The organism is Rhodanobacter soli (assembly GCF_039523495.1).
GTDB lineage: Bacteria > Pseudomonadota > Gammaproteobacteria > Xanthomonadales > Rhodanobacteraceae > Rhodanobacter > Rhodanobacter soli.
The window spans coordinates 2,780,642-2,806,139 of record NZ_BAAAFK010000001.1; the positions used below are offsets into that span (position 1 = coordinate 2,780,642).

Below are 25,498 nucleotides of genomic sequence, written 5' to 3' on the forward strand. Positions count from 1 at the left end.
ATCCCCGAGCGTGGATTCGCCGCATCGCTCTGCTTTTGCGGTGTCGTTGATTATCCGGGATACGGAACGTCGACCTTCTTTGCAACGATATACACCGCCTCGCTTATCAACGGGAGTAGCCGATAGCGCCGCACCTCACGCAGGCCGGCTCGTTCCAATAAAAGTCTGATGTTTTCGTCGGTTATCGGGAATCTGGCTGATGCCTGATTTCCCATCCACCGTTTCAGCCTCCGCCGAAACCGTTGATAACCGGAATCGAGACTTTGATTGATGACCACGACTGAACGACTGAGGCCGGCCACTCCGGTCAGGAACTGCACTTGCTGCTCAAGCGGAAAATGCATCAATACCCGTGCGCACAATGCACCATCACAGATGGGTCCGCTCGGCGGGCGTTCCTTCAAGTCGGCCACCTCACAGGTGAAGTTTTCCCCATGCGACGCCAAGCGTTGCTGTGCCACTACCAACATGGCTTGGGAAATGTCGAAGCCGTGCACTCGATACCCCGCATCCAATAGTGCTTCCGCGAGTCGCCCCGTCCCGCACGGCGCATCGGCGATCGTGGCACCTTCAGGCAGCAGGGAGAAACACTTCGCGACGAGCCGCTTTTCAAGAAAGTTGAATACCTGCCCCGGGATACTCGAGAACCTGTTCCTGTCATAGTCGGCCGCAACTGCGGTGCTCTTGTAATGCTCGTCAGGGTTCCAGCTCATGCTTTTATCCTTCGGTTCCGACATCGGATAATTCTGGGTTCGCTACCTGCGTCGGGCTTGTGGCCGCGTCGGCGATTGTCGGCGAAAACCACCTTCGCCAAGGGGGTCAGGTGCAAACCTGATCCAGCAACCCTGCCAGTAAAGCTGTCCCCTCGCGCCTTGAATATCGGGAAACGACCTCCGGGCGCGTCCGTGGAGCCTGCCCTTCGCGCAACGCGAGGACAAATTCGGACAAGTGCTGCGCGATGGCCGCAACGTCTCCCGTTGGCGCAATTACTGCGCCACCAACATCTCGCAACACCGATGCCGTATCCCCATCCGGCCCCACGAGTGCGAAGACTGGCCGCCCGATGCGCAGGTACTCATACACTTTGGCGGGTATCTGCCGGTCGAACTTGCTGCCCTGGAACAGCAGCAATCCATCCGCAGTGGCCTGCTCGACCAGCGCCTCGCGGTTACCCACGGGTGGCGCCAGGCACACGATGTCGGCAATCCCGAGGCTGTCAATGTCCCTCTGGTAGCGGACCTCCCAACCACTCGCACGCAAAACCACCTTGAGCAGTGCGGGTCCCACAAGCCCGGCAGCCTTAAGCCGGGCAAGTGCGTTAAAAAAGGGCACCGGATCGCGGCCCTCGGGATACAGCAAGCCGCTATGCAACAGCATCAACGGCCGTCCATCCATTCGCGGCGGAACGCGTGGAAGGTCGACGAAGACCGTTTCGTCATAGCCATTGCCAATGACCGACAGACGCCCGCCGCGACCAGCCTCGGGATAGCGTTCAGCATAGTCGTGCATGGCGCCGGGCGTAGTAAACACGGTTCGCTTCGCGTCGTGCAGCACACGCCGCTCCCAGCGCTGCTGCGAGGCAACCGAAAAAGGGTTTTGCGCTTCAACCGAGCTGGTCACCGGGTCACGGAAGTCCGCAATCCACGGCAGCTTCGTAATGCCGCTCAAGGTCCGCGCAATACAATGCGCGGTCATGATGGGATACGTGGACCAGATAGCACGAACTTGGTGACGGCGGATCAGGCGCAACCCCTGCGAGACCGCGGCGGGCCACCATGAGATCCAGCGATCGGGCTGCGCGAGAAACCCAGGATATTTCCCGCCTATTCCGAAATGGCGATGGGCGTCAAGCGCCAACGTGCGGTGTACCTCGCAGCCTTCCGGAATGACGCCCGCGGCGACGGGCGTGGTGCGCGGATAAGCAAATGCCCGCGCCGACAACACAATGGGATCCCATCCGAATTCCGGCAGATAGCGCGCAAAACCGAGCGTGCGCAGGTGCCCGCTGCCCATTGCGGCTGGCGGGAAGTGAAACGCAATCACCAGGACGGCACGCCCCATGTCATCAGCCCCGGATCGGATTGGGTAATTTGCCGGCACGCGCGGTCAACTCCTTGGGTGCGCGCAGCTCGAGCAATTGGCGGCTCCGGATCTGTTGCATGCAAAATTCCGCCAGCACCGCGGAAAGCGCCATCAGCTGGAAGCTCAGGTCAAAGTAACTCATGGGCAGGAACGTCCCCGCCGCCATGAACGCCACCAGGGAGACTTGCAGCATGGAAGCCATATCAAAGGCCCAGCGCATGTCGGGAATATCGCGAGAGCGTTTTCGTACGCGGCTGCAGTTTTTCCAACTCGCGAACAACAGCGCGGCGAACAATGCCAACCCCAGGAACCCTTGTTCGCCCAAGACCCGGAAATAGATGCTGTGTACCGCGCGCGGAATCGCATCCTCCGGACCGTAGCTTTCCCACGCCGGGGTGCTTTGATACACGTTGAAGCCACCGCCCAGCAATGGCCGGTGCAACGCGACGTTCGCCGAGAACTGCCACGACTGTATTCGTGTTTCCCCCGAATCCGTCTGCTGCGCGTTATGCAAAGTTCCCATGCGGGCAGTCCACTGTGCGGGCATGAAGTGCGAACCGGCAAAGCCCACCACCACGATGACAAGCACCACGGCCAGCCGTCCGCGGCTCTTCACGAACAAGGCACCCGCGACGATAGCCAAACCGATCAAGCCGCCGCGCGAGTACGTGCCCAATATCGCGATGCCGGTGAACAGCATGCTGAAGCCCAGGCCGACATGTACGAATTTCGAAGATGAATGCAACTGCAGATAACGCATGAGTGGCAGTGTCATGCACAGCGCGAGCGCCAGGGCATTGTTGTCGGCAATGAAACTTCCCGGAGGTCCAAGCACATGGTTGGCGCCACCCTGGACTAGCGTGAACACGCCACCCTTGACACCATAAAATCCCAGTGAAACCACAATCATCCATACGAGCCAATGCAGGCGCTCGCGGTTGTTGACCAGGATCAAGGTGACAAACACCATGACCATGACTTTGGCGAACTCTTGCCATTTGATCCATGCTGAATCCGGCACCATCGCATAGAAAGTGGTTAGTCCTGTCCACAACAGGAACATCAGCAGCAACACGCTGACCGCCGACCACGGAATCTTCTTGCTTTCCTTGCTGAACAACAGGCTGGCAATAGTGACGACCGCAACCAGGTACACCCACGGAAAGCTGACCGCAAAGCCGTAGCACAACCGATGCGGGTTCATGTAGCCGAGCCACGACCACACGAGCAGGCCGATGTATGGCCGCATCAGAATGCAGGGAAGCGTTCCGAAGATGAACAGGGCGAGGACGATGTCACGCATGCGCTAGCCTGCCTGCAGTTGCAACATGAGCGCGTCCATGAAGAACTTGGCGGCCCAGTTTGGATAACGGTTTTTCATGTAGTCGCCCGACCGCGGATGCGAACCCGGCATGCCACCACGCACTGCCTCGTCGCTCGCCGTCACCTTCTGGATGGACAGATTGAAGCGATTGGCGCGTTCCGCTGCCGCCTTCCAGGCGTGCTCGCCGGTTTCCGCCGCCAGACGACGCCAGATGATGGCCATTTGCGCATTGCCGGTCACACAGGTCCAGCGGCTCGCCGCCTGCCAGGTGGAATCCAACCGCCCGGGCAAGGCCCCATCACGGCGCTGGGTGCCCGCAACGGCCTGCGCCACGCGCGCCGCAGCCTCGATCAGGACACCGTCGGCAGCGATCGATCCAACTTCCAGAATGCCGCGCGTCGCATAGGCGATGGTATGCGTGAGCGGCCGCTCGTTGTCTTCCAGATCGTTGTTCTGCAACCATCCATTGGGCTGCATCTGGGTAAGTGCCCACTGCACGTTGCGCACCGCCGCATCCAGATAACGCGGCTCCTGCAAGACCTGGCTGGCCTTGGCCAGCGCAAACGCCACGCGGGTGTTGTAGGTATTCGCGCCTTGGCCGGCAAAGGGTGAAGCGTAGCGACGCCATGCGCCGTCAGGATCCTGGGCAGCCACCAGCCAATCGGCCGCACGCCTCGCCGAGTCATGCAAGCGCGCGTCTTGCGTCTGTTGCCACGCGGACAGCCAGCCAAACAACACCTGTCCAGTATTGAAGATGGTCGGCACAATCTGCGTTGCGTCCATTGTGCCGGCACGCACGCCCCCTTCAGGAAGCTGGATGGCGGTTTCCCACTCGGCCATGCGGATGGCGCGCTCCCGGTACTCGCGTTGACCGGAAAACTCCGCGTAACGCAAGAAGGTTGGAATGATGTAACCGGTGGTTTCCGGATAGGCACCAGCCCATTGCCGCTTCGTTGCATCGTAATAGGCGCTGACGCCGCCGCAACCGGTGGCGTCCTGGGCGCGCGCCAGCCATTCGGCGGCAGCTTGCAATCCACCCTGCGCGTCCACGACAGGGCGCCCCCATTGTCTGGACAGGAGTCTCGCGACCACGTTCATGGCTTGCTCCCGGCTACCGGTGATCCCGGCATCGTCTTCGAAGTACGGCTGAGCAGCGCGCGACGGACATGCCGCAGGGCTTGCACCAGGCACGGCATGGGATCACTCCACCGGCACACAGCATCGGCCACCTGCCCGCCGCGCGGATAGCCCTGGGTGATGCGCTGGCCTTGGGCAGCTGCGGACTGCACGTCCTCGGAGCGCACCCGCCATACGACTGGTCGTTTTGTTGCGGCAGGCGGCGGAAGCGGCAGACCCAACTCCGAACACCAGGCCGCGTACGGCAGATTGACGCCGTTCAAGGTTGCCACTTCTTCCTGGTAATCGGTACGGCCGATCGTTGGCTCCACCATGCGGAACTCGCCGCTGCACGTGTCGCGCTTGTACTCCATGCTGGCCATGCCGACCACGCCTGCGGCCTGGAAAAACCGGGTGGTCATGGCGGAAAGTTCCGTATGCACTTCGGGGGCGGCTACACAGCTGGCCGTACCGCCCACCTGGGGTGGCCAGGAACGGATTTTGCGTCCGGCAAAAGATCCGGCAGCCTGGCCGTATTGATCAACGTATTGCAGACAGAAATAAATATTCGAATCGGGTCCCTCGATCCACTCCTGCACCACGACGTCTGCCATCACCAACAGGATGCGGCGAATCAACGCTACCGCTTCCGCCGCACTGCCAGCGCGGTAAGCCTTTTTGAACTGCTGTGCATATGCCGCATTCCGCTCGCCAGGCTTGACCACCACCGGATAATGCAGCTCCCCAAGCGCGGGCAGATCCGCAAGCACGCGGACGTGCACCAGCGGCGGAATGGGACTGCCGAGTTGTTCGGCTCGACGCTGGAACCCCTCCTTGTGCAGCAACGTGTCCACAACTTCCATGGGCGGCAGGCTGAATCGGTACAGAGCCGACAGGCGATCGCGATGATGCGAAATGGTCTTGACACTTTCCTCCTGGGTCAGGAACAACACCGGGCGCACACCGGAAAATTGCGTCGTACCGAGGCGCACAAGGTCTTCGACCAGCGTTTCACCGTGCGTCGCACGTATCTGCAACGGCTTCGCCGCACGGGTATGCATTTCCGCGCGACGCATGTCGGCATCCAGCAGCCAGACCGGGACCCGCGCGCGCGCCAGGCTGCGCGCCACGCCCAAGCCATTGGCTCCGGCGCCCAGTACCACGGCGGGCGTATCAGCGGTCACGCGCCGCTCCTGCGTTGCGACCGTGACGGTCGAGCACGTCGCCATAGACGCCGCGGTAGCGTGCCACGCTCGCCGACCAGGTGCGTTCGCGCTCGACGAACTCCCGCCCATTGGCGATCACCGTGTCCCAGCTCGCGGGAGTCTTCAGCAGCTTGATCAAACACTGCGCGAGGGCCTCGGCCGATCCTGCGGAAAAAAGATGGCCATTGTGGCCGTCGCGAATCAGCTCGCGGTGGCCGCCGACATCCGAGGCGGCCACCAGCTTGCCCATGGCCATCGCCTCGAGCGGCTTCAACGGCGTCACCAATTCCGTCAACCGTCGCGAGATACGCGGATAGACCATGACGTCCATGGCGCCGTAGTAACGAGTGACTTCGCCGTGCGGCACACGACCGACGAAATGCACCACGCGCTCGAGGCCGAGGCGGGCGACCAGCGCCCGCAGATCGGCGTCCTGCGGTCCACCACCCAGCAACAGCAGGCGTGTCTGCGGCACGGCGCGCAGCACCGGCGGCATGGCCCGGAGCAACACATCCAGCCCCTCATAGGCGTAGAACGAGCCAGCGAACCCCAGCGTGTTCCCGCGCGTGAGTCCATATTTCTCCAGCAACTCCGCATCGGCGGTGGCCGTGAATCGAAATTGGGCGATGTCCACGGCGTTGGGAATGACGGTGATCTTGTTTGCGGAAATGCCGCGCTTCAGCATGTCGCTGCGCAAGCCGTCGCAGATCGTGGTCACGGCGTCTGCCTGTTGCAGGGCCCGGGTTTCCAGCGCGCGCGTCAGCCGATATCGCGCCCCGCCCTCTCGCGCTGTACCAAGGTCGACGGCAGCGTCTTCCCAGAACGCACGGACTTCATACACCACCGGGATGCCGACGGCCCGGCCCACCGCGAGCGCGGGGAACGCGTCCAGCACCGGAGAGTGCGCATGAAGAATGTCCGGATGCACGCTGTCCACCACTTCGGCGAGCCGGGTCTGCAATGCGCGCATCAGGTAGCGATACTGGAACAGCGGCAACCTCGCCAGGAAGCCGGGCGCCGGCGGGGTGCGGTAGAACATCCAGTCGCCGACATGTTCCTCGCGCTGCCGGTCGCAGCCCTGCTTGGGGCCGGTCAGTTGCATCGTTTCCCACCCCAACGCACGCTGCGCCCCGAGGATGGCGAGCGTCCGGAAGGTATAACCGCTGTGCAAGGGCAGCGAATGGTCGAGCACGTGCAAGATACGCAACGGCCGGTCAGCCGACGTCCCCGGCCGAGCCCGGCGCTGCGCAACGCTCAGGATGTCGTTCATGGCTCCGCTCCGGGTGCCGCGCCACCTGCAGCGGCCAACAGTACCCGCGCATAAAGTGCGTGCTGCGCTTCCACGACCGGCTGCCACCCCAGCCGCTCCGCCACGCCGCGGGTGGCGGCACGCGTCGGTGCCCGGTCCCGCAACCGCAGCCAGGCTGCGGCAATGGCTTCGGCACTGCGCTGTGCGGCGATCTCCCCCGCTTCCGGCGCATCCAGCAATTCGCCGATCCCGGCAAACGGCGCGGCCACCACCGGCGTACCGCAGGCCAGTGATTCCAGCACGGCGTTGGGCATGCCTTCACGGCTCGATGCCTGCACCAGCACGTCTGCCGCGTTGTAGTAGTCACACAGTTCCGCGTGGGAGATGGCCCCAAGCAACCGCACGCGCGCCTGGAGACCAAGCTGTTCCACCAGGCCGCGCAGCTTGCCCTGTTCCGGTCCCTCGCCGGCGATCAACAGCGTCGCATCCGGCACGCGCGCCAGCGCCGCGATGGCGATGTGCACACCCTTGAGCGCGACCAGATGGCCCACGGTCAACCATACCGGACCCGTGAGACCCAATCTGGCACGGATCACTGTGCGCTCCCGTGGCTCGAAACGATCAAGGTCAACGCCATTGCGCAAAACCGCAATCTTCCCGGGGTCCACGCCCAAGGCGGTGACCTTGTCCTTCAGCGCCTGCGATACCGCCACGATGGCAGCGGCGCGCTCTGCTGCCCACTGGATTTGCGCTCTGGGTCGACGATAGTGCGGGATCCACATCACGTCGGTACCGCGCGCGGTGATCACCACCGGTTTGCCCAGGGCCGCGCCAAGCCGCGCTGCAGCCACGCCATCCGGATAAAAGTAGTGGGCATCGATCAGATCGAAGTCGGTCCCGTTGGCTTGCAGTTTCCGGAGGACCGGCAGAAGGGCGCGATACATCAGCACTGGCGCGATGCTCATGCCCAGTTTCGGAATGGCCGGATAGCGGGGATGGCTGATCTGGATGCCATGGCGCTGCTCCTGCGCAGGCACCCTGGCAAATGCCGAGTAGGCCCCGAAGCGCTGATGCCGAAACGGAAACCATGGCACCGGCGCTACAACGGTCGCGGCAATCCGGCCGGAATCCACGAGGTGGCGCAACCGCTCCTCGACAAATACACCGTGGCGCGGCTGGACGGCATTCGGGTACAGACTGGTGAATACCAGCAGGCGAATCTTGCGTTCGCCACCCGCTTCAGCTCTGGCTCCGGCACTCCGCCACGCCGCGTGGAAGGTTGCTTCAGCTGACGGCAGGACGCCGCTGGCCACGCCGTTGACCGATGCAGTCTTCATGACTGTGCCCCAGCGGCCACGACCCTGCGCGCCGGCTCGGCGGGGGCTGCGGCAGTGGGCTGCTGCATGCGGCGCAGAAAGGCGTCCAGCATCAGCAGGCTCCACAGCGTCGCGCTGTGATCGCGCCGGCCAGCCGCATGTTGCCGCACCAGCCGATCGAGCATGGCCGGCTCGAAATACCCGCATTCAGCAATGGCTCCGGTAAGCAAGGCGTCCCGAGCGCGCTGCGCGAGCGGGCCACGCAACCATGCCGCCAAGGGCACATTGAAACCCATCTTGGTCCGGTACAGCACGTCGTACGGCAAATCCGCTTCGAGAGTTTTCTTGAGGATGTATTTGCCGGTACTTCCTCTCAGCTTCAACCCGGGCGGCAACGAGGACGCCCACTCGACCAGACGGTGATCGAGCAGCGGTACGCGGACCTCCAGGCTGTGCGCCATGCTGGCCCGGTCCACCTTGGTCAGGATGTCGCCGGGAAGCCAGGTCTTGAAGTCCAGGTACTGGGCCAGCAGCAGCGGATGATCGGTGGGCGCGCGTCCGGCGTGGGCGCGGAACACGGCGAGTGCGCTGTAACCCTGCAGTTCGCGCTTGAAGCTCGCGCTGTACAGCTGCTGGCGCAGCGCCGCCGAGGTGGTGCTGACGGTATGGAAATAGGCTTCCACATCGTCGCCGGCGAGGGCCTGCAGCGTGGTCTTGGCGCGCAGCGGGCGCGGCGCCCAGTCCGCCTTGGGATAGATGCTGCCCAATAAACCAAACAGCGGCTTTCTCAACGCCAGCGGCAAGCGCGCGCGCAGCCCGCTTTCCCACGCATGCAGGCGGTAGCGCCGGTAGCCGGCGAAATTCTCGTCGCCACCATCACCGGACAGCGCCACGGTCACCTGGGTGCGCGCCAACTCGCACACGCGGTACGTCGGCAGCGCCGAGCTGTCGGAAAACGGTTCGTCGTAAACCGTCGCCAGCGTGTCGAGCAGATCATAATCATCGGCACTGACCCGCCTCTCGAAATGCTGCGTATGCAGATGCTCGGCCACGCGCCGCGCATAGACGGTCTCGTCGAAACCGCTGCGGTCGAAACCAATCGAGCAGGTGCGCACCGGTTGCGGTGATGCCCGGCTCATGCTGGCCACCACGGCGCTGGAATCCACGCCGCCGGAAAGAAACGCGCCGAGCGGCACGTCCGCAATCATCTGGTCTGCCACGGCGCTGTCCAGCAGGCTGTGGAGCTGCGCTGCAGCCTCATCCGCAGTCATGTCGGCGGCAAGATTGAACGGCACATCCCAATATTGCCGGGGGATCGGTTCTGGTTCGCCGGCGTGCCAGCTCAACCAATGACCGGGCGGCAGTTTGAAAATTCCGCAATAGATGCTTTTCGGATCCGGCACGTAGCCGAGTGCGAGATAATCTTCCAACGCCTGCGGATCGAGCCGGCGTTCCACGCCGGGATGCGCCAGCAGTCCCTTGAGCTCGGAAGCGAACACCAGATCGCCGGAGCCGGTGAAGCCGTAGTACAGCGGCTTGATGCCAAGGTGATCGCGGGCCAGATAGACGCGCTGCGTGCGCATTTCCCACATCGCGAACGCAAACATGCCAACCAGATGCGTCAGGCAGGCTTCACCCCACCGCTGCCAGGCACGCAGCAGTACTTCCGTGTCGCAACGGCTGCGAAACACCACGCCCTGCGCTTCCAGTTCGGCTTTGAGCGATGGGAAGTTGTACAGCTCGCCGTTATAGACCAGCGCCAGACCGGCCGCTTCATCGACCATCGGCTGGCGCCCATTGTCCAGATCAATGATGGACAGGCGACGATGCCCCAGACCCACGCCCTGGCCGATATACAGCCCGGCCGCATCCGGTCCGCGGTGCCGCTGCGCATCCCGCATGGCCAGCAGAACCCTTTCATCCACACCGGCATGCTGCGACAAGACGATTCCGGTCAGACCGCACACGTCAATTCTCCTTGTGCCCGGTCAAGCCGGACATCATGCGTGGCTGTACGGCGCCCGTCTGCCGACCCAGCAGTTCGTCGTACAGTGCGACATACGCGGACACCATGGCGCGCAAACTGAAATGCGCAGCGACGCGCGCGCACCCGGCGTCGCCATGCCGACGCCGCAGTTTTTCATCTGCGACGTAGGCGCGCAGAGCCGTCGCCAGGGCGTGCGGATCGCCGGCCGGCACCAGCGTACCGGTCACCCCGGCCTCGACCACCGAGGCGACGCCCCCAACGTCGGTGGCGACCACGGGCAGCCCGGCGGCCATGGCTTCCAGCAAGGTGATCGGCATGCCTTCGGCAACGGAAGACAAGGCAAACACATCACACTCCGCCAGCAGTTGCGCCACATCACCGCGGTTGCCGAGCAACCGCACCGTTTCCGTCAAGCCAAGCTGGACAATCTGCTGCTCCAAATCCCCGCGTTGCGACCCGTCACCGGCAATGATCAAACGGCATGTGGCATTTTTTCGCCCGTCTTCTTCACACAAAAGCTTGAACGCGAGGAGCAAACCCGCGTGATTCTTGACCTTGTCGAGGCGTGCCACATTGCCAACCAGCACGGTGCCCGGCGGCGCAAAATCGCCCAGCTGTCTGCGTGGCCCGGACCGAATGCGCGGCACATCGAACGGCGCCGCGTCAATTCCGTTCGCGATATACGTCACCTTGGACGATCGAATGCGCACACGCTGCGTGAGCCAGATTCGCAAGTCCGGTGACACCGCGACGTATCGCCCAACCAGCGGCGCCATCCAACGCCGCAGCCGGTGGTATTTGCGATTGTCGCCACCCGGATCGGCAGCGTCGCGTCCGTGTTCGGCGTGAACCAGTCGGTGTACGCCGGCCAGTTTCACGACCGGCGCCAGATCCAGCGTCCCGATGTTGTAAGTCTGTACCAGGTCCGGCTTCAGCGCGCGCAGCGCGCGCCAGAATCGAAAATAGCAGGGCCAGTCCTTGCCCGGCTTCTTTTCGAGCGACACGCATGCAATGGCCGCATTCGCGATTTCGTGCCGCAATGCTCCGAAGCCGGTCAGCACAATCACGGCGTGGCGGTAACGATCATGCGTCGCGTTGATCAGCGACACCACGACGCGCTCCATGCCACCGGTGTCCAGCCCGTAGAGCACATGCACGATCAGCGGCCGCTCGTTCATGGCTGGCTCCCCGCCAGATCGGCTGGCCGCGGCGCCTGCACATCCGACGTGCCGGGCGCGGGCAGCGCCTGCGCAAAGGCGTGCAACCTCGTCCGCACCCGATCGACATCGTCGCTGGCAACCGACGACGACAATGCCCACACCGAAGATTGCGGTACCTGCCCGCGCAGCACACCCCACGCTTGCAGCAACTTGGTCAACACCGGCGAGCGGGTGCAGCGGCGATCCACGCAATACCAGTACCACACCAGCCGCGAGCCGGTCACACCGGCCAGCCGCAGCTCTCCGGCCGTCGTGCTCCACCCGTTGGCGAGCTCAACTTGGCGGCTGGCACGACTCAGGATTTTCGCGTGCGCCGGATCGTAGAGATCGTTGCCGTAGGTGATCAGGGTATGTCCGCGGCGTGGCTTGCCGGTATAGATGGCATGAAACAACTCGACCACATCACCACTGGCGGCCGATTGATAGGACGCGCGTACCTGCCCCGCCGCCCCCTTGAAGATCGGCCGCCAGCCGTCCGCGGCAGCTTGTGGCCCACTCCAGCCCGCGACCGCTGGTGCGGTCAAGTGCATGGTTTCCGGCGGTGCCGGTGCCACGAGTCCGGTGGCCAGGACCGGACCCGCGATCAACAGCGCCACCGCCGCCAGCCAAACCACGGTGCGCGCACTGGCAGGCATGCCGCCATGTGCGGGGGGATGCTCCGGCACCACGAGTGGGTCGCGGAAAAACCAGCCAGCCAGCAGCAGCACCACCAGTACCGTGCCGAAGAACTGCCAGCCAAAGATCATGTGGTCCGTGCCGGTCGCGTATTCCAGCCCCCAGGTCTCGCCGATCAGCACGGTGAAATACACCCGCAAGCCGTTCGCGACGACCGGCGCCACCGCCGCCAGTGCCACGAAGACCACCCGCTTCCACCAGCGCTGATACATCAGGTAGGCATACAGGCAGCCGAGTGCAGTGCACGCGATGAAGAATTTCACGCCGCTGCAAGCATCGGCCACCATCCATGCCGCCGAGGGCGTGATGATCTCCCGGCCGTTGAGCAGGACCGGTGTGCCGGTCAGCTCCAGCGCACGCACTGCAAAATGCGCCGTGATGTCCTGCAGCGGCCCCACCAGCGCGTCGCCCCAGGGAACCGCGAACACCACCAGATAGCCGAGTGGGAACGTCAACACCCATAGCGCGCGCCATCCCCAGCAGGCCAGCACCAGCGCCGGAAACAGCGCCACGAACGCGAAATGCTGCGCCAGATTGATGTCGAGCACGCGGCCGGCATACCAGACAAACACCAACGCAGTCACCGCTGCCAGGCCCCAGACACTCGGCACCGGCGGGTTCGCCTGGAGTTGATGGCGCAGATTGAATGCCGTCCACAGGCTCAACGGGAAGATCAGAAAGCCGTACTGGTAGGTTCCATCGTGATCCCAGGTCCACACCAGCGATTGCACGGTCTGCCAGTAGCAGCCCATCAGCACGACGACGGCGACGGCGAATGCGGCCGCAGCCAGTGTCCAGCCGGAAGTGCGCGCGGAAAAGCCAGCCATGGCGGCAAGCGGCCTGCTGCTCATGGGCACGCCTCCAACCCGGCAGTGCCCACGGCACCCACGGAGGCTGCACCGGGCTGCGCATTGCACAGCACGTTTTCATACGTGTCGAGACTGCGCGCCCAGTCATGGCGGGACAGCACCTCGGCGCGGGCCGCCGGCACCCGCACGACTTGCGGTGCATCCAGCCAGCGCAGGGCTTCCGTCGCCATGACCTCGGGCGATTCATCGATGCAGCCCTGGCGACCCGCGAAATCCGCGACGCCGGCGTAGGCCGCAGGCGTCGCCAGCAGCACCTTCTCCATGGCCAGCGCCTCCAGCACCTTGTTCTGAATGCCGCGCGCAATCCGCAACGGTGCCGCCACGGCATGTGCATGCGCCAGGTACGGCCGCACATCCTCCACCCGCCCGGTAACCGTAATGCCCGCGAGCTGGCCCAGCATGCGGACCGCGGCTGTCGGCCTGCTCCCCACGATGTAAAAGCGGGCGTCCTGCCGCCGGGCGGCAATCCGCGGCCAGACTTCGTGCGCGAACCAGCACACCGCATCCACGTTGGCGCGGTAATCCATGGCACCGACAAACACCACCACCCGTTCCCCCGGTCGGTAGGGACTGGAACAAGCTCGTTGCGGATCCCAATACACGGCATCCACCCCATTGGGGATGCCGTGCACCCGGCCGGCCGACTCCGGTACCAGGTGTCGAAAAAACGCCGCTTCGGCTTCCGAGACAAACACGCTGGCGTCGAATTGCGTGGCAATCGTGCGCTCGAACTCTGCCAGCCGCCGCGCTTCCCGCTGGTACAGCATGCGCTTCACGCTACCGCGGGCCTGCTGCGCATACTGGTGCCATTTGTCGGAGTCCACGTCCACGAAATCCATGACCCGGCGCAGTTGGGTGTGCCGCATGACGAATGGCGCCACGCCAGACGAATAGCACAAGGCCAGCTCCAGCTTGTGGTCGGCCAACAACCGTTCGACCCAGTGGCGCATCACGCGGTCGCGGTAAACCCCAACGGTAAGCGCTTCACCCCGCGTCAGCGCGGCAAGCGCGCGCCAGCCCGCACGCCAAGGCGGCAAGGGCCGAACACACACCTCGGCGCACAAGGCCTCGACCGGCGCAAGGTGTCGCCAGTCAGCCGGATCGTCCACGAACGTGCCGAGATACACGCGGTAGCGTTCGGCGAGCCGCTGCAACACGTGGTACGAGCGGATCTTGTCGCCCTTGCTGGGTGGCCAAGGTAGCCGGTGGCAGAGGAACAGTACCGATTGCATGTGCTAACCCAGATCCCGCGCAAGCCATGGGCCCAGCGCACAACTCACCGGCAGCGGCAGCCGCTTCCAAGCCTCGATGAACAGACTGTATTTGCTGTTCGTGGGACTGATATTGGGAACCGTCCTGGCACGCACCAGGTAATAGGCATAGGGCAGCGGCTGTGGCTCAAAGCCCCAATGCTTCTTGAAGTGATAGGAACCGCTGTCCTGCTTGCTGCGGCCGTAGTCGAACAGCCGGGCGCCGCGCTCCACCGCACGTTGCATCACCGCCCAGTACATGAAATCGTTGGCCGCGAGATCACGGCCACGCGCCACACTGCCGCCGTAATACGGATGCACTTCATCGCGAAAGTAGAAGCTCATGACCGCGGCCACCGGCTGCCCCTGGTGGGTGACTACGGTAACCTCGCAATCCTCGCCAAACGCCTGTTGCAGGCTCACGTAATAATTGCGCGACAACACCGGCGTGCCCAGATTGCGCACGCTCTCGGCGTACACCCGGTAAAACTCGGTAACGCTGCCGTCATGGCGCGCTTGCAAGCCGGCGCCAACGCCCTTGCGCACCATGGCGCGCTGCTTGCGCGGGATCGCCTTGAGATTTTTGTCGTGGTCCGGACAGATCGCTTTGCGGAAGCTGACGTACAGATCCTTGACCGGCCAGGCGGGGTGGCGCAACTCGCGGTCGCGCAGTTCGAGATAGTCGACGCGCAGCTCGTCGGCGAGTGCGGTCGCGGCTTGGGTGAGCTGTGCCTCGCTGTCCGGGTCGCCCGCCACCACCCCGCCATACACGCAAAACGGCGTTGAAATCAGCGCGTGGCCAAACAGCCGGCTGCGCATCTCGGTGAGTGGCAGAACGCCCGTGATGACCCCATGCCGTTCCGCGTACAAATAGTGGCAGCGGTGACCAAGCACCTGCTCAAGGATCCCGCGCCAGGCCGCCCGGTGGAAAAACGTGGCTCGCGACGCACTCTCGACAAAAGTGTCCCAGCGCCGCTCGTCGCCCCTTCCCAAGCGCTTGACGGTGCAAGGGTCGGCGGAATGACTGTCGTCCGCACGGTCGAGCATGTCGCAGGCCCTCTCAATGCGCACAGAGTTCGGCGGTCTGCAGCGCTACCACCGGATAGTCGGCGTGGGCGCGGGCGAGAAATACCCGATCCATGCGGTCGAAACGGAAGTCGCGCACGAGCCGCTCGAGCCGGGGCGCCGTGCGGGTCAGGTTCAAATAGTGGCGCACCCGGTTCTTCAGCGTCACGCCGGGCACCCGCGGCTGCTGCGGATCCATTTCCCATGGATGAAAATAGAACACGCCGGAGCGCCGCTCGCGCCGGTTGACGCGTCGCAGGCCGCGCTTGAACAGCACATACGGCAGCAGGCGGAAATAACCGCCGCCGCCGCACGGCCAGTTGCGCCCGCATAACCGCACCGTCGTCACCGGGATTTCGAGCAAGCCGGAGCGCTTCGCAAAAAATGGAAATCTCGGTGCCGCCGGCATGCCGTACAAATCATGATGGATCGGCACGATGCTGGAACTGTAGCGGTAACCCGCTTCGTGCAATTCCTCGTGGGCCCACAACGTGGTGGGTCCAATGGAATAACTGGGCGCCCGGTAGCCATACACCGCGGTACCGGTGACGTCCTCAAGCAGACGTTTTGTGCGCGTAATGCTGTCGCGAAACTCCGCCGGGCTCAGATTCGTCAAACGCTCGTGGCCGAAACCGTGGCTTGCGATCTCATGGCCGGCGGCGCTGATGTCGCGCACCAGCACAGGAAAGCGCTCCGCCACCCAGCCAAGCACGAAGAAGGTGGCATGCACACTGTGACGTTCGAAAAGCTCCAGCACGCGCCGGGTATTGCCTTCGACGCGAACGGGCCAGTCCGGCCAATCCTCGCGCCGAATGCACTTTTCGAAGGCTGCCACCTGGAAATAGTCCTCCACATCCACCGTCATGGCGTTGGTGACGGGCTCGAGCCGTGGTGACGCCGTGCTCATTTGCCTTCCTGCCCGGAACGCGGGTACCGCGCGTCGGCAATCATTGCCTCGTCCTCGACGGGTGCCTGCGACGACGCGGCCAGCAGTGCTTCCCTTCGTCGGACCTCTTCGCGCATCAATTGCAACATGAATTTGTTGCGTTCAAGGTCCAGCGCGGCAAGTCTGCTTTCCCGTCTTGACGGCGCGGCGGCACGCGCCAGATCCAGGTCCTGGGGTGCGGCGGGCGCTTCCAGTGACGGCGGCACACCGCCCATCTCCTCGTGGATTTCGTCGAGCACAACGGTGAGCGCCGCTTGGTCCAGGTCGTGCAGTTCTTCCAGATAACCGTGCAACAGCAGCCTGTCCATGACGAGATTGATCTTGCGCGGGATCCCGCGACTGGCCAGGTAGACCCCGCTAAAAATTTCCGGCGCCAGTTCCGGGTCGTTGTTCCAGCCGACGGCACGCAGGCGATGCAGGATGTACGCGCGGCTTTCCTCCTCGCTCATTGGCTCAAGCCGGTGCGAGGCAATGATGCGCTGGCGCAACTGTTCCATGTGGTTGCTGACGATGATGCGCCGCAGTTCGGTCTGGCCGACAAGAAATATCTGCAGGAGCGCACGGCCCTTGAACTCGAAATTCGACAGGATGCGCAGCATCTCGAGTGCCGCCGGGGTAAGCGTTTGCGCCTCGTCCACCACCAGCAGGGCGTGCGTCAAACGGGCGTGCAGCGATATCAGGTGCCGTTTCACATCCTGCAGCAGGGCCTCCTTGCTGCGCCCCTCATAAGGCAGGTCAAGCGCCGAAGCCACGGCCGGCAATATATCGTCGCCATCGAGATTGGCCGAGGCGATGCTGGCTACGGCAATGTTGCGATGCGCGAGTGCTTCGAACAGCTTCTGGATGAGCAGCGTCTTGCCGGTTCCGACGGCGCCGGTGATCACCACGAAGCCTTCGCCCTGCTCGAAACCGTAGAGCAGATACGCCATGGCGCGCTTGTGACCTTTGCTGGGAAACAGCATTCCCGGATCCGGGGTCAATTGGAAAGGCTTGCCACGCAGCTTGTAAAATGCCTGATACATGTCGTCCTCAGAACAGGTGAGTGAACTGCAGGAAAATCACGTTCGCGCGGTATCCCTGCGCGCCTGCCGATCCGGTAGACACATTGCGGGAATTACGGCGCAGCCGCAGGCTGGCGAAATTTTTCGGGTTGAGTTGATGCACGACCGCCAGTTGCGCGTACTGGTTGTAGTTGGTCTGCCCATCCTGGTGCTGGTAACGCTGCCAGCCATAAGTCGGGGTCAACGTGGTGAACGGCCCGATATTGAACAGCCAGGTGACATCCGCATTCGCCACTCTTTCCTGAGCGCTGCCCAACAGAAAATAAGTGCGCCGCTCGTCGTATAACGTCACCCGCAACATGCCTTTGGGCATCTCGTAGGCCGCCGACGCGGTGGCGCGCTTCATAAGGTAAACCCGCTGCTCCCTGAGTGAGGGAATCACCGGGAATCCGAGTGACGGGATAGCGTCCACTCCCTCTCCCAGCAACTGCTGGTTGAGGTCGGTGGGTCGTTCCACATAACTTACGGCCGTCGTCAGCAAGGCGGCTGTACGCGTCCAGGACAACTGGTAGCTGCGACCATAAAACCGGTGCCCGACCAGTATCTTGAAATTATTCAGCGTATTCGACCACTCGACACCGGCGTCCCAGAAGCTCGCACCCAGCCTGTCCACCGAACCATCTGCCAGGAACTTGTTTTCCTTGCCGACGTCGGCAAGCAAGCTGGCGTTGTCACGGATCTGCACGGCAGCGCCCAGCTTGGCCATCGCAAAACGCGAATTGCGGCCGGAATCAAACTCGATACGCTGATCGGAATAGCCGAAATTCCAACTCCACGTTTCGTACTGTGGACTTACAAGGTTGAACTGCAGCGCATTGCTGGTGATGTCGGATATGCCGATCAACAAATCGTTGTTTTGCGCGGGAATGCCTTTGGTGTTGTACCAAACGCGCCCGTAGCTGTAACGCAGCATCGCGGTGCCAACTTTGCCAAGGTCCTGGACCCAGTACGGGCTGAGCGTGGCTCGCGCGACATTGGCGCTGTTATTGTCCAGGAAAAACGTGCCGGATCCGGCCGGCAATTCATTATTGATGACCTCGCGTCCGTACAACGCACTGCCGTCGAGGAAGAAGTGCTGCGAAAGAAGGGTGAGCGTGCCGTGAGTGACGAGGTTTTGCGCCAACTGGTTATGGCGCGATTGCCCCTTGTACAGATATCCGGTGAGCGTGTAGTCAAACACTCCGGAAAGCCGCGGCCCGCTGTAGGCCGACTTGATGAACGGTTGAATCTCGGTGATCCAGCTCGTTTGTTTCGGTTTGCCGCTGGCCGCAAGCATGAGATTATCGGTGTACAACTCACCGAGCGTGACGCCCGTTACCACCCCCGGAGAGTCGATGCTCGGCTGCGGGATGACGCCCGGTGGCAGATTCTCGGAGCTCCCGGCGAGTCCGCCGGGGACTGAGTTCGGCGCAGGCGGCGTCCCGACATCCACGTTCTGGGCTGCAGCCCCGGCCAACCAGCCGCCCAGGGTGATCGACGACAAGACAACCGACGCCGACAGGGCACGCATCTAGGCTTCCCCGGCAAGGCGGCCCCGGGAATACAGGCCATAGTAGCTGTAGTAGTTCTCACTTGCCGGCAAGCAGCTCATATTGAGAATCAGGCCGACATATTGCGAGTCATTCAAACTTTGCATAGCCGAATTGACCGTATGCTGACCTGTGCGACCTGCGGCTACCACCACAACAACCTGGCCCATGTGGGAAGCCAGCACCTGCGACTCCGAAGTCGCCAGCAAGGGCGAAGAGTCAAATACCAGCAGACGGTGCGGGTTCCGGCCGCCAAATTCTTCAAGTACGTATTCCATGCGGAGGCTGCCGAACAACTCGGCGGTCAGTGGATGGCGTTCCCCTACCGGCACCACCAGCAGATTCGGTACATCGGTTCGCACGATGACCTCGGCGGGCTGGCGTCGTTCGTCCACCAGCACGTCCATCAGGCCGGGCCGCCCGCCGAGCCCCAAAACGCGGGTGATATGGGATTTCGGTATATCGCCGTCCACCAGCAACACCTCGAAATCCATCTCGCGCGCCAGACTCAGGGCAAGATTCAACGCAGTAAAGGTCTTGCCTTCGCCCGGCACCGCGCTGGTCACCACGATGCGCTCTGCGTGCACCAATACTTTGGGGCCATTTCCGATGGCATTGTCCATCAATGGCCGCTTGACGCGGCGCAGCTCATCCGCGAGCCGATCGTTCGCCTCGTCGCCAGCGGGGAGCAAACCCGCGCGCTCGAGCGCCATCTGATCCACGTGCCAGAGCGGCGCGGTTTCTGTGGCTTGCTCCACCGCCCGCGCCCTGCCGGACAAACGCTCGATTGTCGACGCCGAATGCGGTATTTCCGCCTCGACAGGTGGCGATGCCGGCGGTTCAGGCTGCAAGGTCTTGAGCTTCTCGACTGCCTTCTCAACGATGCTCATGCGGCCCCCACCACGAAGAAATGCTGCACCAGCTGGGTAAGCTGTCCGTCAAAGGCGAACCCCAGCACCAGCACCACGGCCAGCAGACCAGCCCCGGTGCAAAACCCGACCACCTCGCGGCGCTGATCGCGGCGCCGCGACGGCGACACGATCAAGCTGAGCGCCCCGAGCACGGGATAATCGCCGTACTCCCGCAAACTCTTGAGACTCACGAACACCGGATTTATTTTATGCAGGAAATACGCAAACCCGCCGCCGATAGCGAGCGCCAGCACGAGCACCAGCAATAACAACAGCCCGCGTTTCGGGCTCACCGGCAGCGGCGGAACGACCGGTGGATCGATAACGCGGAATTTCAGATTGTTGCCGCTCTGCGTTGCGTCCTGAGACAGTTCGGCCGTGTTCAAACGCTCCACCAATTGGTCGTACTGTTTCTTGGTGACGTCGTAATTGCGCATAAGCCGTTGCAAGGTGGCTTGCACGTCGGAGATCTTGTCCACATTGCCCTTGAGGTCGGCAATCTGCCGTTTCTGCAGAGCGACCTGCGTGGCCAGCGTCTGAATGCTGACCTGGGTGGAATACATGGATTTCTGCATCTCCTGGTATACCGGGTTGTCCGAGACCACGCCCATCATCGAGGTCCCGGGCGCATTCTTCAGCAGCGCTTCGCGCCGTGCCTGAAGTTGCGCGATCATGCGCCGGGTGGAAATCACGTCCGGGTATTCATCCGTATAACGCAGTAACAGCTGGTTGAGCTGCTGCTGGTAAGCCGCAATCTGCTTGTCGACCTCCTGGGTGCGCGGATCGATTCCCGATGAAGTCGAGCTGCTGCTTGCCATGTCGCGCATCTGCTGTTGGGTGGTCGCGCGACCCGCGACGGCCGCATCGTACTGGCCTTGCAAGTTCTGCAATTGGGTCTCGGCCTCCTGCAGGCGCGTGAAATAATTGCTGCCACCCTGGCTCGGAATGTAGCCGACGTTGGCCTTCTGAAAATCCGCAAGTTTCTGCTCCGCCTCGTTCAGCCGGCTGGCGTAAGCCTGGACTTGTTGCTGCAGGAAGTTCTGCGCCGTCTCGGTGGACGCAGTATTCGCGCCCAGCGTGTCGTTCATGAGAATCTGCAGGAACGCCTGTACCACTTTCTGCGCCATCTGCCGGTCTGGATCGACATAGCTCAGGTCGTAGAGGTCTTTGGCGCCAGCGCCCTTTACCGTGACGGCAGTACCAAGGTTCACCAACAACTCATCCTTTTCTGCCGGGGTCGTGGCGCGCAGAGACAGCCCGGTCCTGTCTGCTACTGCTTCGAGATTGGGGCGCGAAAGCAACGTTTGGGTAATGATCTGGAGGCGCCCACGCACATCTGGCTGTACCGCAACCCCGCGCAGCAGCGGGTTCGTCAACGCCTCGGTGTCGGCATACACCTGGGCATTGGCCGCATACTTGTTCGGCAGGCTGAACACCAGCAGCGCGCCGACGATCGTCACGCACCACGCGACGATCAGCGCATGCCAGCGGTAGCGCCAAGTGGCGCGTGCCTCCAGCAGCACATGCTGAAACAGCTCACGCAAATCGATCGATTGTTTCTGCATCACTTCCCTTCCCCGAGGTCATTGACGATCGCCATGCACTCGCGCCCGTCGCGTCAAAGCAATGACTGCGGAATGATCAGAATATCGCCGGGGTGCATGACCACGTTGTACTTGATCGCGCCGTTCATCAGGTCGCCGAGCCGCACCGGGATGGTCTGCTCACTGCCGTCGGACAGCCGGCGCGCGACCTTCGCATCGTTGCCAGCGGCAAATTTGGTGAGGCCACCGACTTCGATCATCACGTCGAGCAGGGTCATGCCGCTGCGGTACGGCACCGCCCTGGGCATCGCTGCCTGCCCGACGACGCGCACCTGTTGGCTATAGGCGCCGACGAAACTCTTGACGATCACGGTCACCAGCGGGGAACGGACGTAGCGGCTCAACGCGCTCTCCAGGTCGCCAGCCAATTCGTCCGGAGTTTTGCCGGCGGCCACGATGGATTGCACCAACGGGATCGAGATACGCCCGTCGGGGCGCACTGGCACGCTGGTGCTCAGACTGGGATTGTCGCGCACGAAGATTTCCAGCGAATCGCCCGGACCGATGATGTAGTGCTCCACCGGCGGCGGCGCCGCGGCCGGGCCATCGATAGTCGGTGCACTGCTGCAACCACCAAGCAGCAGCAAGCCGGCCACCATCACTAGCCAGAAGACGTAATTTCCCGGTAGCGGTTTCATCGCTTGTTCTCCCCGATTTCAGCGCGCGCCACGTCCGAACAGCACCACTTCCACGGTCTGGACCAGGATGCTCAGGTCAAACACGAGGTTGTGGTTTTTCACGTAGAACAGATCGAAATTCAGCTTTTGCTCGGCGTCCTCCAGGGACGAACCGTACGGGTAGTGCAGCTGAGCCCAGCCGGTCAATCCCGGCTTCACGCAATGGCGCAAGCGGTAGTAGCGAATGCGCGTATTGAAGTCGTCCACAAACTGCGGCCGCTCCGGGCGCGGACCAATGATGCTCATGTCGCCGCACAGCACGTTCCAGAGCTGCGGCAACTCGTCCAGCCGGGTGTTGCGGATGAAATGCCCGACCCGGGTCACCCGGCCATCGTTCTTGCTGGCCCAACGGGCCACCCCATCGCGCTCGGCATCGGTGCCCATGCTGCGGAACTTGATCATCAAAAACGGCTCGCCGTTTTCACCAACCCGTTCCTGGCGGTACAGAACAGGCGCACCGCGACCTGACTCCAGCCGGATGGCCAGGGCCGTCAACAGCATGAATGGCCATGCCACCAGCAACACCAGCGCGGCGACGGCCACGTCGAAGGCTCGCTTGATCGTGCGCCGCATCGGGGAGCTGTGGAAGCCACCCGAAAATATCAGCCACGAGGGGTTGGTGAGATCCATCTTGATCCTGCCGGCCTCGCGCTCGAAAAACTCGGTGAGCTCGGTCACTGCGATGCCGTTCTGCTTGCACTCCAATAACGCGTCCACCGGCAAGGTGCCGCGACGATCGTCCGGCCCCACCACGATTTCGTCCACGCCAAGCCGGGTCGCCCACTCGTACAAGTTCCCGTAGGGATGCAGCAGCAAAGGCGCGGAGATGGATACCGGATCGGCACCAACCGGCACGTAACCCAGCACCCTGAACCCGCGTTGATCGCTCTTTCGGCGCATCTTGCGGCTCACCTCGGCGGCGCGCTCGCCGGCGCCGAACATCACCACGCGGCGCTTGAACAGGTCGGCGTCCACGAAACCCAGAAACGCCATCCGCCACAACGCCACGACGAAGTAGCCGACGATCAGCGCGATGCCCAGAACCCCGCGGCCCAGATACGCCGGAGGAACCACGTAATACAACACGGTAAGCGCGGTGCCACCCAGCATGAAGGCAACGCCTTGCCGACTGAGCCGCCCGAGCCAGCCCGCCCGCAGATGGACCTGGTACAACCCCAGCGCTGCCATCGAGACAATCAGCACCATCGCCACCAGCAGCCCACGCCAATGCAGCGCTTCGCGGAACGCAGCCTGGGTGTCGACATCCCCCAGGTAACGCAGCACCACCGCGGCATAGACGCTCGCCACCAGCAGTACAAACTCGGCCGACACCAGCAGCAATTGCCAGTGCAGCGCACGGAATCGGAATAATCCGTACATCTCTGCGCCTCCCGCAGCAACGAATTCTTCCGTTCGCATGACTGATCGCGACGGAAGCGGACCACCCTTATACTCTAAATGTGAAACAAGTCACGTTTTTTGGCGATCTTGTGTGACATAATCGCGCGCGCGATGCGCCTTGGACCCGAGCTGTTTAACCGGGAACTGCTGTCACTCGGGTTCAGACCGCTGCACTTTTGCTTCTTTAGCCTTGAGCAAGTGACCTTCCCGTGAAAACGCTGGTGAGGGAAGGTGATCGCGCACCGCAACACCGGCACGGCGAGTGGCTGGGGTTTCTGCGCCTGATTGACCGACGCACGCCGAAAGAGAAACCCCTGCAGCCGACCCGCGGCCACTGGCTATGCACAGACACCCGAACGTGAAGGCATGGTCGGCGAGACACCCACGATTCTTCCCCCTTCATGCCCACTTCGGCTTCATCGCCGAACATGGTTGAGCGCTCCTTCCGCAGCACCTTGCCGCCGTGTACTGAGGCGAACGTTGGGCCAAACCATTCCAAAATCCCGTGTCGGCGGTTCGATTCCGTCCCCGCCACCATGTGCAGCAACGGCTTGCAGCAATGCAGGCCGTTTTTGTCGGCGGCCGAGGAAGGCTGTTTCCGCAGCGGGCTCTGCGAAGGCGCAAGCGCGCGACAGCCTTTCCATCGTGCTCTCGCCCCCGCTCTTGGCGACACGAATGGACGAGAGCCTGCGGCAGCCAGGCCTCGCTGCCGGGTCGTCGGCCACCGCCACAACGACAGTTCGCAGGCTGCGATCGCGGCACTTGGGCGCTCCGGGTCACTCGTCGACAACTTTTGTATCGTCGATCATCCGCCGGCGGGGACGCATGGTGTTCCGCTGCGCAGATCCAGGCCGCACCTGCGCCGGCTCGCCACGGGAAAATCCGGCCGGCCAGAACCTGGTCTGTGCGCCTCCAGGCCCGCCATACCAGGCCGTTCTGCACCAAGGCGCGGCGCTCGCCACTATCATGCCCCATCCATTCTGTTGCGTGATGACTATCACAGTTACACGCGTTGGCACGGATGCTGCTTTGCCATGCCTCGAACCACTTTTCGAGAAGTCGCCATGGATGAAGATCTCAAGCAGGACATTGCAGGCAGTACACAACGGCTGTTGGCCGACCGGCTGCGGCAGCGATACGCGAGATGCCGCAAGACGTTGGCAAGCTACGCCGGCGAGACTGCCGCACCACCTGCCGCGACCAAGGCGCCCCTCCGCCTCACCGTCGTGCAGAAGGATCCGGCATCCCCGCAGCGACACCCGATGGGTTCAGGCGAACGATTCGCCACGCTTTTTTCGCAGGCCTACAGCGCCGCACGCGATTCGCGGGACAGCGCCCCTGTGCCGATGCCTCGTCGCAACAGGCAGCGGGTGACGGCCTGAGCCGTCGGTTCCGCGGTGGGTGCAACACCCTGCCACGATGCGCCATCGCTGCAACTCGATCCCGACCAACCGCACGCGCTGTCCGGTGTTTCGCCATGGTTCGAATCCGGGCAGGCTGACACCAGCCTCAAACGAAGGCACCGCTGCCGGCACGCAGGCATGGTCGGTGCCGAACGCGTCGCGTCTGCGCCGCAGCGCACCGACGTGCGAAAATCGGGCTACCCATCGATCGTGCCCTTACTTCATGACCTCCCAGAAATACGACTTCCGCCAGTTCCAGGAAGAGCTCGCCAAGCTCGAACGCAAGGTTGAAAAGCAGCAGCCGGCCAAGCCGCTCGGCAAGAAGGCCGCCGCGGCACAACGGCTGGCGATGGCGCGGGAGGAGTTCCTGGTGTTGCGCAACCGGCACAATTTGAGCGTGGCGGACGTGGTGGCGTTCTTCCCCGAGGAAGAGGGTATTGCCTACCTGCAGCAGCTGATCGCGGCGGCGCAGGCGAAGCCCCGGCGGACGCGCAAGTCGTAGGCGCGCCGGACGGGCCGTCTCCCGTGCCCCAAACTGTGCGGCCGCGCCGCGGCAGTCCCGCTGACCGAAGCTATACTGCGCTGCCGACGGTGCGCACCACCCTTCC

The 25,498-nt window shown here is 63.1% G+C and carries 21 protein-coding genes; 2 read left to right on the forward strand and 19 right to left on the reverse strand.

The window, feature by feature from the left end; translation table 11 throughout:
• Positions 1 to 50: 50 nt before the first annotated feature.
• The 19 genes from ABD024_RS12735 to ABD024_RS12825 all read right to left on the reverse strand — a co-directional run bounded on the left by ABD024_RS12735 (position 51) and on the right by ABD024_RS12825 (position 23,505).
• On the reverse strand, positions 51 to 713 hold the full coding sequence (locus ABD024_RS12735) for a class I SAM-dependent methyltransferase (RefSeq protein ID WP_343853232.1): 663 nt from the start codon (positions 711 to 713) through the stop codon (positions 51 to 53).
• Between the two features lie 106 nt (positions 714 to 819).
• The gene (locus tag ABD024_RS12740) at positions 820 to 2,061 is read right to left on the reverse strand and encodes a glycosyltransferase (RefSeq protein WP_343853234.1); all 1,242 of its coding nucleotides are present in this window, start codon (positions 2,059 to 2,061) and stop codon (positions 820 to 822) included.
• Between the two features lie 4 nt (positions 2,062 to 2,065).
• Entirely contained in the window at positions 2,066 to 3,385 is a 1,320-nt protein-coding gene (locus tag ABD024_RS12745; protein ID WP_343853236.1) for a putative O-glycosylation ligase, exosortase A system-associated, read from the reverse strand.
• Positions 3,386 to 3,388: 3 nt separating this feature from the next.
• Positions 3,389 to 4,504 carry a hypothetical protein gene (locus ABD024_RS12750; RefSeq protein ID WP_343853238.1) on the reverse strand — a complete coding sequence of 372 codons (1,116 nt, stop codon included), beginning with the start codon at positions 4,502 to 4,504 and terminating at the stop codon, positions 3,389 to 3,391.
• On the reverse strand, positions 4,501 to 5,706 hold the full coding sequence (locus ABD024_RS12755) for a carboxylate--amine ligase (protein WP_343853240.1): 1,206 nt from the start codon (positions 5,704 to 5,706) through the stop codon (positions 4,501 to 4,503). Before ABD024_RS12755 ends, ABD024_RS12750 begins: the two co-directional genes overlap by 4 nt.
• On the reverse strand, positions 5,696 to 6,997 hold the full coding sequence (locus tag ABD024_RS12760; protein WP_343853242.1) for a TIGR04063 family PEP-CTERM/XrtA system glycosyltransferase: 1,302 nt from the start codon (positions 6,995 to 6,997) through the stop codon (positions 5,696 to 5,698). The genes ABD024_RS12755 and ABD024_RS12760 overlap by 11 nt, the downstream gene beginning before the upstream one ends.
• Positions 6,994 to 8,313: a glycosyltransferase gene (locus tag ABD024_RS12765; RefSeq protein ID WP_343853244.1), complete on the reverse strand. Its 1,320-nt coding sequence runs from the start codon at positions 8,311 to 8,313 to the stop codon at positions 6,994 to 6,996. Before ABD024_RS12765 ends, ABD024_RS12760 begins: the two co-directional genes overlap by 4 nt.
• Positions 8,310 to 10,259, reverse strand: coding sequence for an XrtA/PEP-CTERM system amidotransferase (locus ABD024_RS12770; protein ID WP_343853246.1), 1,950 nt, complete (start codon positions 10,257 to 10,259; stop codon positions 8,310 to 8,312). The genes ABD024_RS12765 and ABD024_RS12770 overlap by 4 nt, the downstream gene beginning before the upstream one ends.
• Before the next feature lies 1 nt (position 10,260).
• Positions 10,261 to 11,457, reverse strand: a complete 1,197-nt coding sequence (locus tag ABD024_RS12775) for a TIGR03088 family PEP-CTERM/XrtA system glycosyltransferase (protein ID WP_343853248.1) — start codon at positions 11,455 to 11,457, stop codon at positions 10,261 to 10,263.
• The gene (xrtA, locus tag ABD024_RS12780) at positions 11,454 to 13,025 is read right to left on the reverse strand and encodes an exosortase A (RefSeq protein WP_343853250.1); all 1,572 of its coding nucleotides are present in this window, start codon (positions 13,023 to 13,025) and stop codon (positions 11,454 to 11,456) included. Before xrtA ends, ABD024_RS12775 begins: the two co-directional genes overlap by 4 nt.
• On the reverse strand, positions 13,022 to 14,275 hold the full coding sequence (locus ABD024_RS12785) for a TIGR03087 family PEP-CTERM/XrtA system glycosyltransferase (protein ID WP_343853252.1): 1,254 nt from the start codon (positions 14,273 to 14,275) through the stop codon (positions 13,022 to 13,024). Before ABD024_RS12785 ends, xrtA begins: the two co-directional genes overlap by 4 nt.
• Before the next feature lie 3 nt (positions 14,276 to 14,278).
• Positions 14,279 to 15,340: a FemAB family XrtA/PEP-CTERM system-associated protein gene (locus ABD024_RS12790; RefSeq protein ID WP_343853255.1), complete on the reverse strand. Its 1,062-nt coding sequence runs from the start codon at positions 15,338 to 15,340 to the stop codon at positions 14,279 to 14,281.
• 13 nt (positions 15,341 to 15,353) lie between these two features.
• Complete coding sequence (locus ABD024_RS12795; RefSeq protein WP_343853257.1) at positions 15,354 to 16,265, reverse strand: XrtA system polysaccharide deacetylase; 912 nt, start codon at positions 16,263 to 16,265, stop codon at positions 15,354 to 15,356.
• Positions 16,262 to 17,326 carry an XrtA/PEP-CTERM system-associated ATPase gene (locus tag ABD024_RS12800; protein WP_343853259.1) on the reverse strand — a complete coding sequence of 355 codons (1,065 nt, stop codon included), beginning with the start codon at positions 17,324 to 17,326 and terminating at the stop codon, positions 16,262 to 16,264. Before ABD024_RS12800 ends, ABD024_RS12795 begins: the two co-directional genes overlap by 4 nt.
• Positions 17,327 to 17,333: 7 nt before the next feature.
• On the reverse strand, positions 17,334 to 18,875 hold the full coding sequence (locus ABD024_RS12805) for a TIGR03016 family PEP-CTERM system-associated outer membrane protein (RefSeq protein ID WP_343853261.1): 1,542 nt from the start codon (positions 18,873 to 18,875) through the stop codon (positions 17,334 to 17,336).
• The gene (locus ABD024_RS12810; protein ID WP_343853263.1) at positions 18,876 to 19,784 is read right to left on the reverse strand and encodes a P-loop NTPase family protein; all 909 of its coding nucleotides are present in this window, start codon (positions 19,782 to 19,784) and stop codon (positions 18,876 to 18,878) included.
• Entirely contained in the window at positions 19,781 to 21,370 is a 1,590-nt protein-coding gene (locus ABD024_RS12815; protein WP_343853265.1) for an XrtA system polysaccharide chain length determinant, read from the reverse strand. The genes ABD024_RS12810 and ABD024_RS12815 overlap by 4 nt, the downstream gene beginning before the upstream one ends.
• Positions 21,371 to 21,423: 53 nt before the next feature.
• A complete protein-coding gene (locus tag ABD024_RS12820; protein ID WP_343853267.1) occupies positions 21,424 to 22,047 on the reverse strand; it encodes an XrtA/PEP-CTERM system exopolysaccharide export protein in 624 nt (207 codons plus the stop codon).
• Between the two features lie 18 nt (positions 22,048 to 22,065).
• The gene (locus tag ABD024_RS12825) at positions 22,066 to 23,505 is read right to left on the reverse strand and encodes a TIGR03013 family XrtA/PEP-CTERM system glycosyltransferase (RefSeq protein ID WP_343853269.1); all 1,440 of its coding nucleotides are present in this window, start codon (positions 23,503 to 23,505) and stop codon (positions 22,066 to 22,068) included.
• 1,046 nt (positions 23,506 to 24,551) lie between these two features.
• On the opposite strand from ABD024_RS12825, the gene ABD024_RS12835 reads away from it, so the two are divergent.
• A complete protein-coding gene (locus ABD024_RS12835; protein WP_343854765.1) occupies positions 24,552 to 24,869 on the forward strand; it encodes a hypothetical protein in 318 nt (105 codons plus the stop codon).
• Between the two features lie 244 nt (positions 24,870 to 25,113).
• Positions 25,114 to 25,392, forward strand: a complete 279-nt coding sequence (locus ABD024_RS12840; RefSeq protein WP_343853271.1) for a 2-hydroxyacyl-CoA dehydratase — start codon at positions 25,114 to 25,116, stop codon at positions 25,390 to 25,392.
• The last annotated feature ends 106 nt before the right edge of the window (positions 25,393 to 25,498 follow it).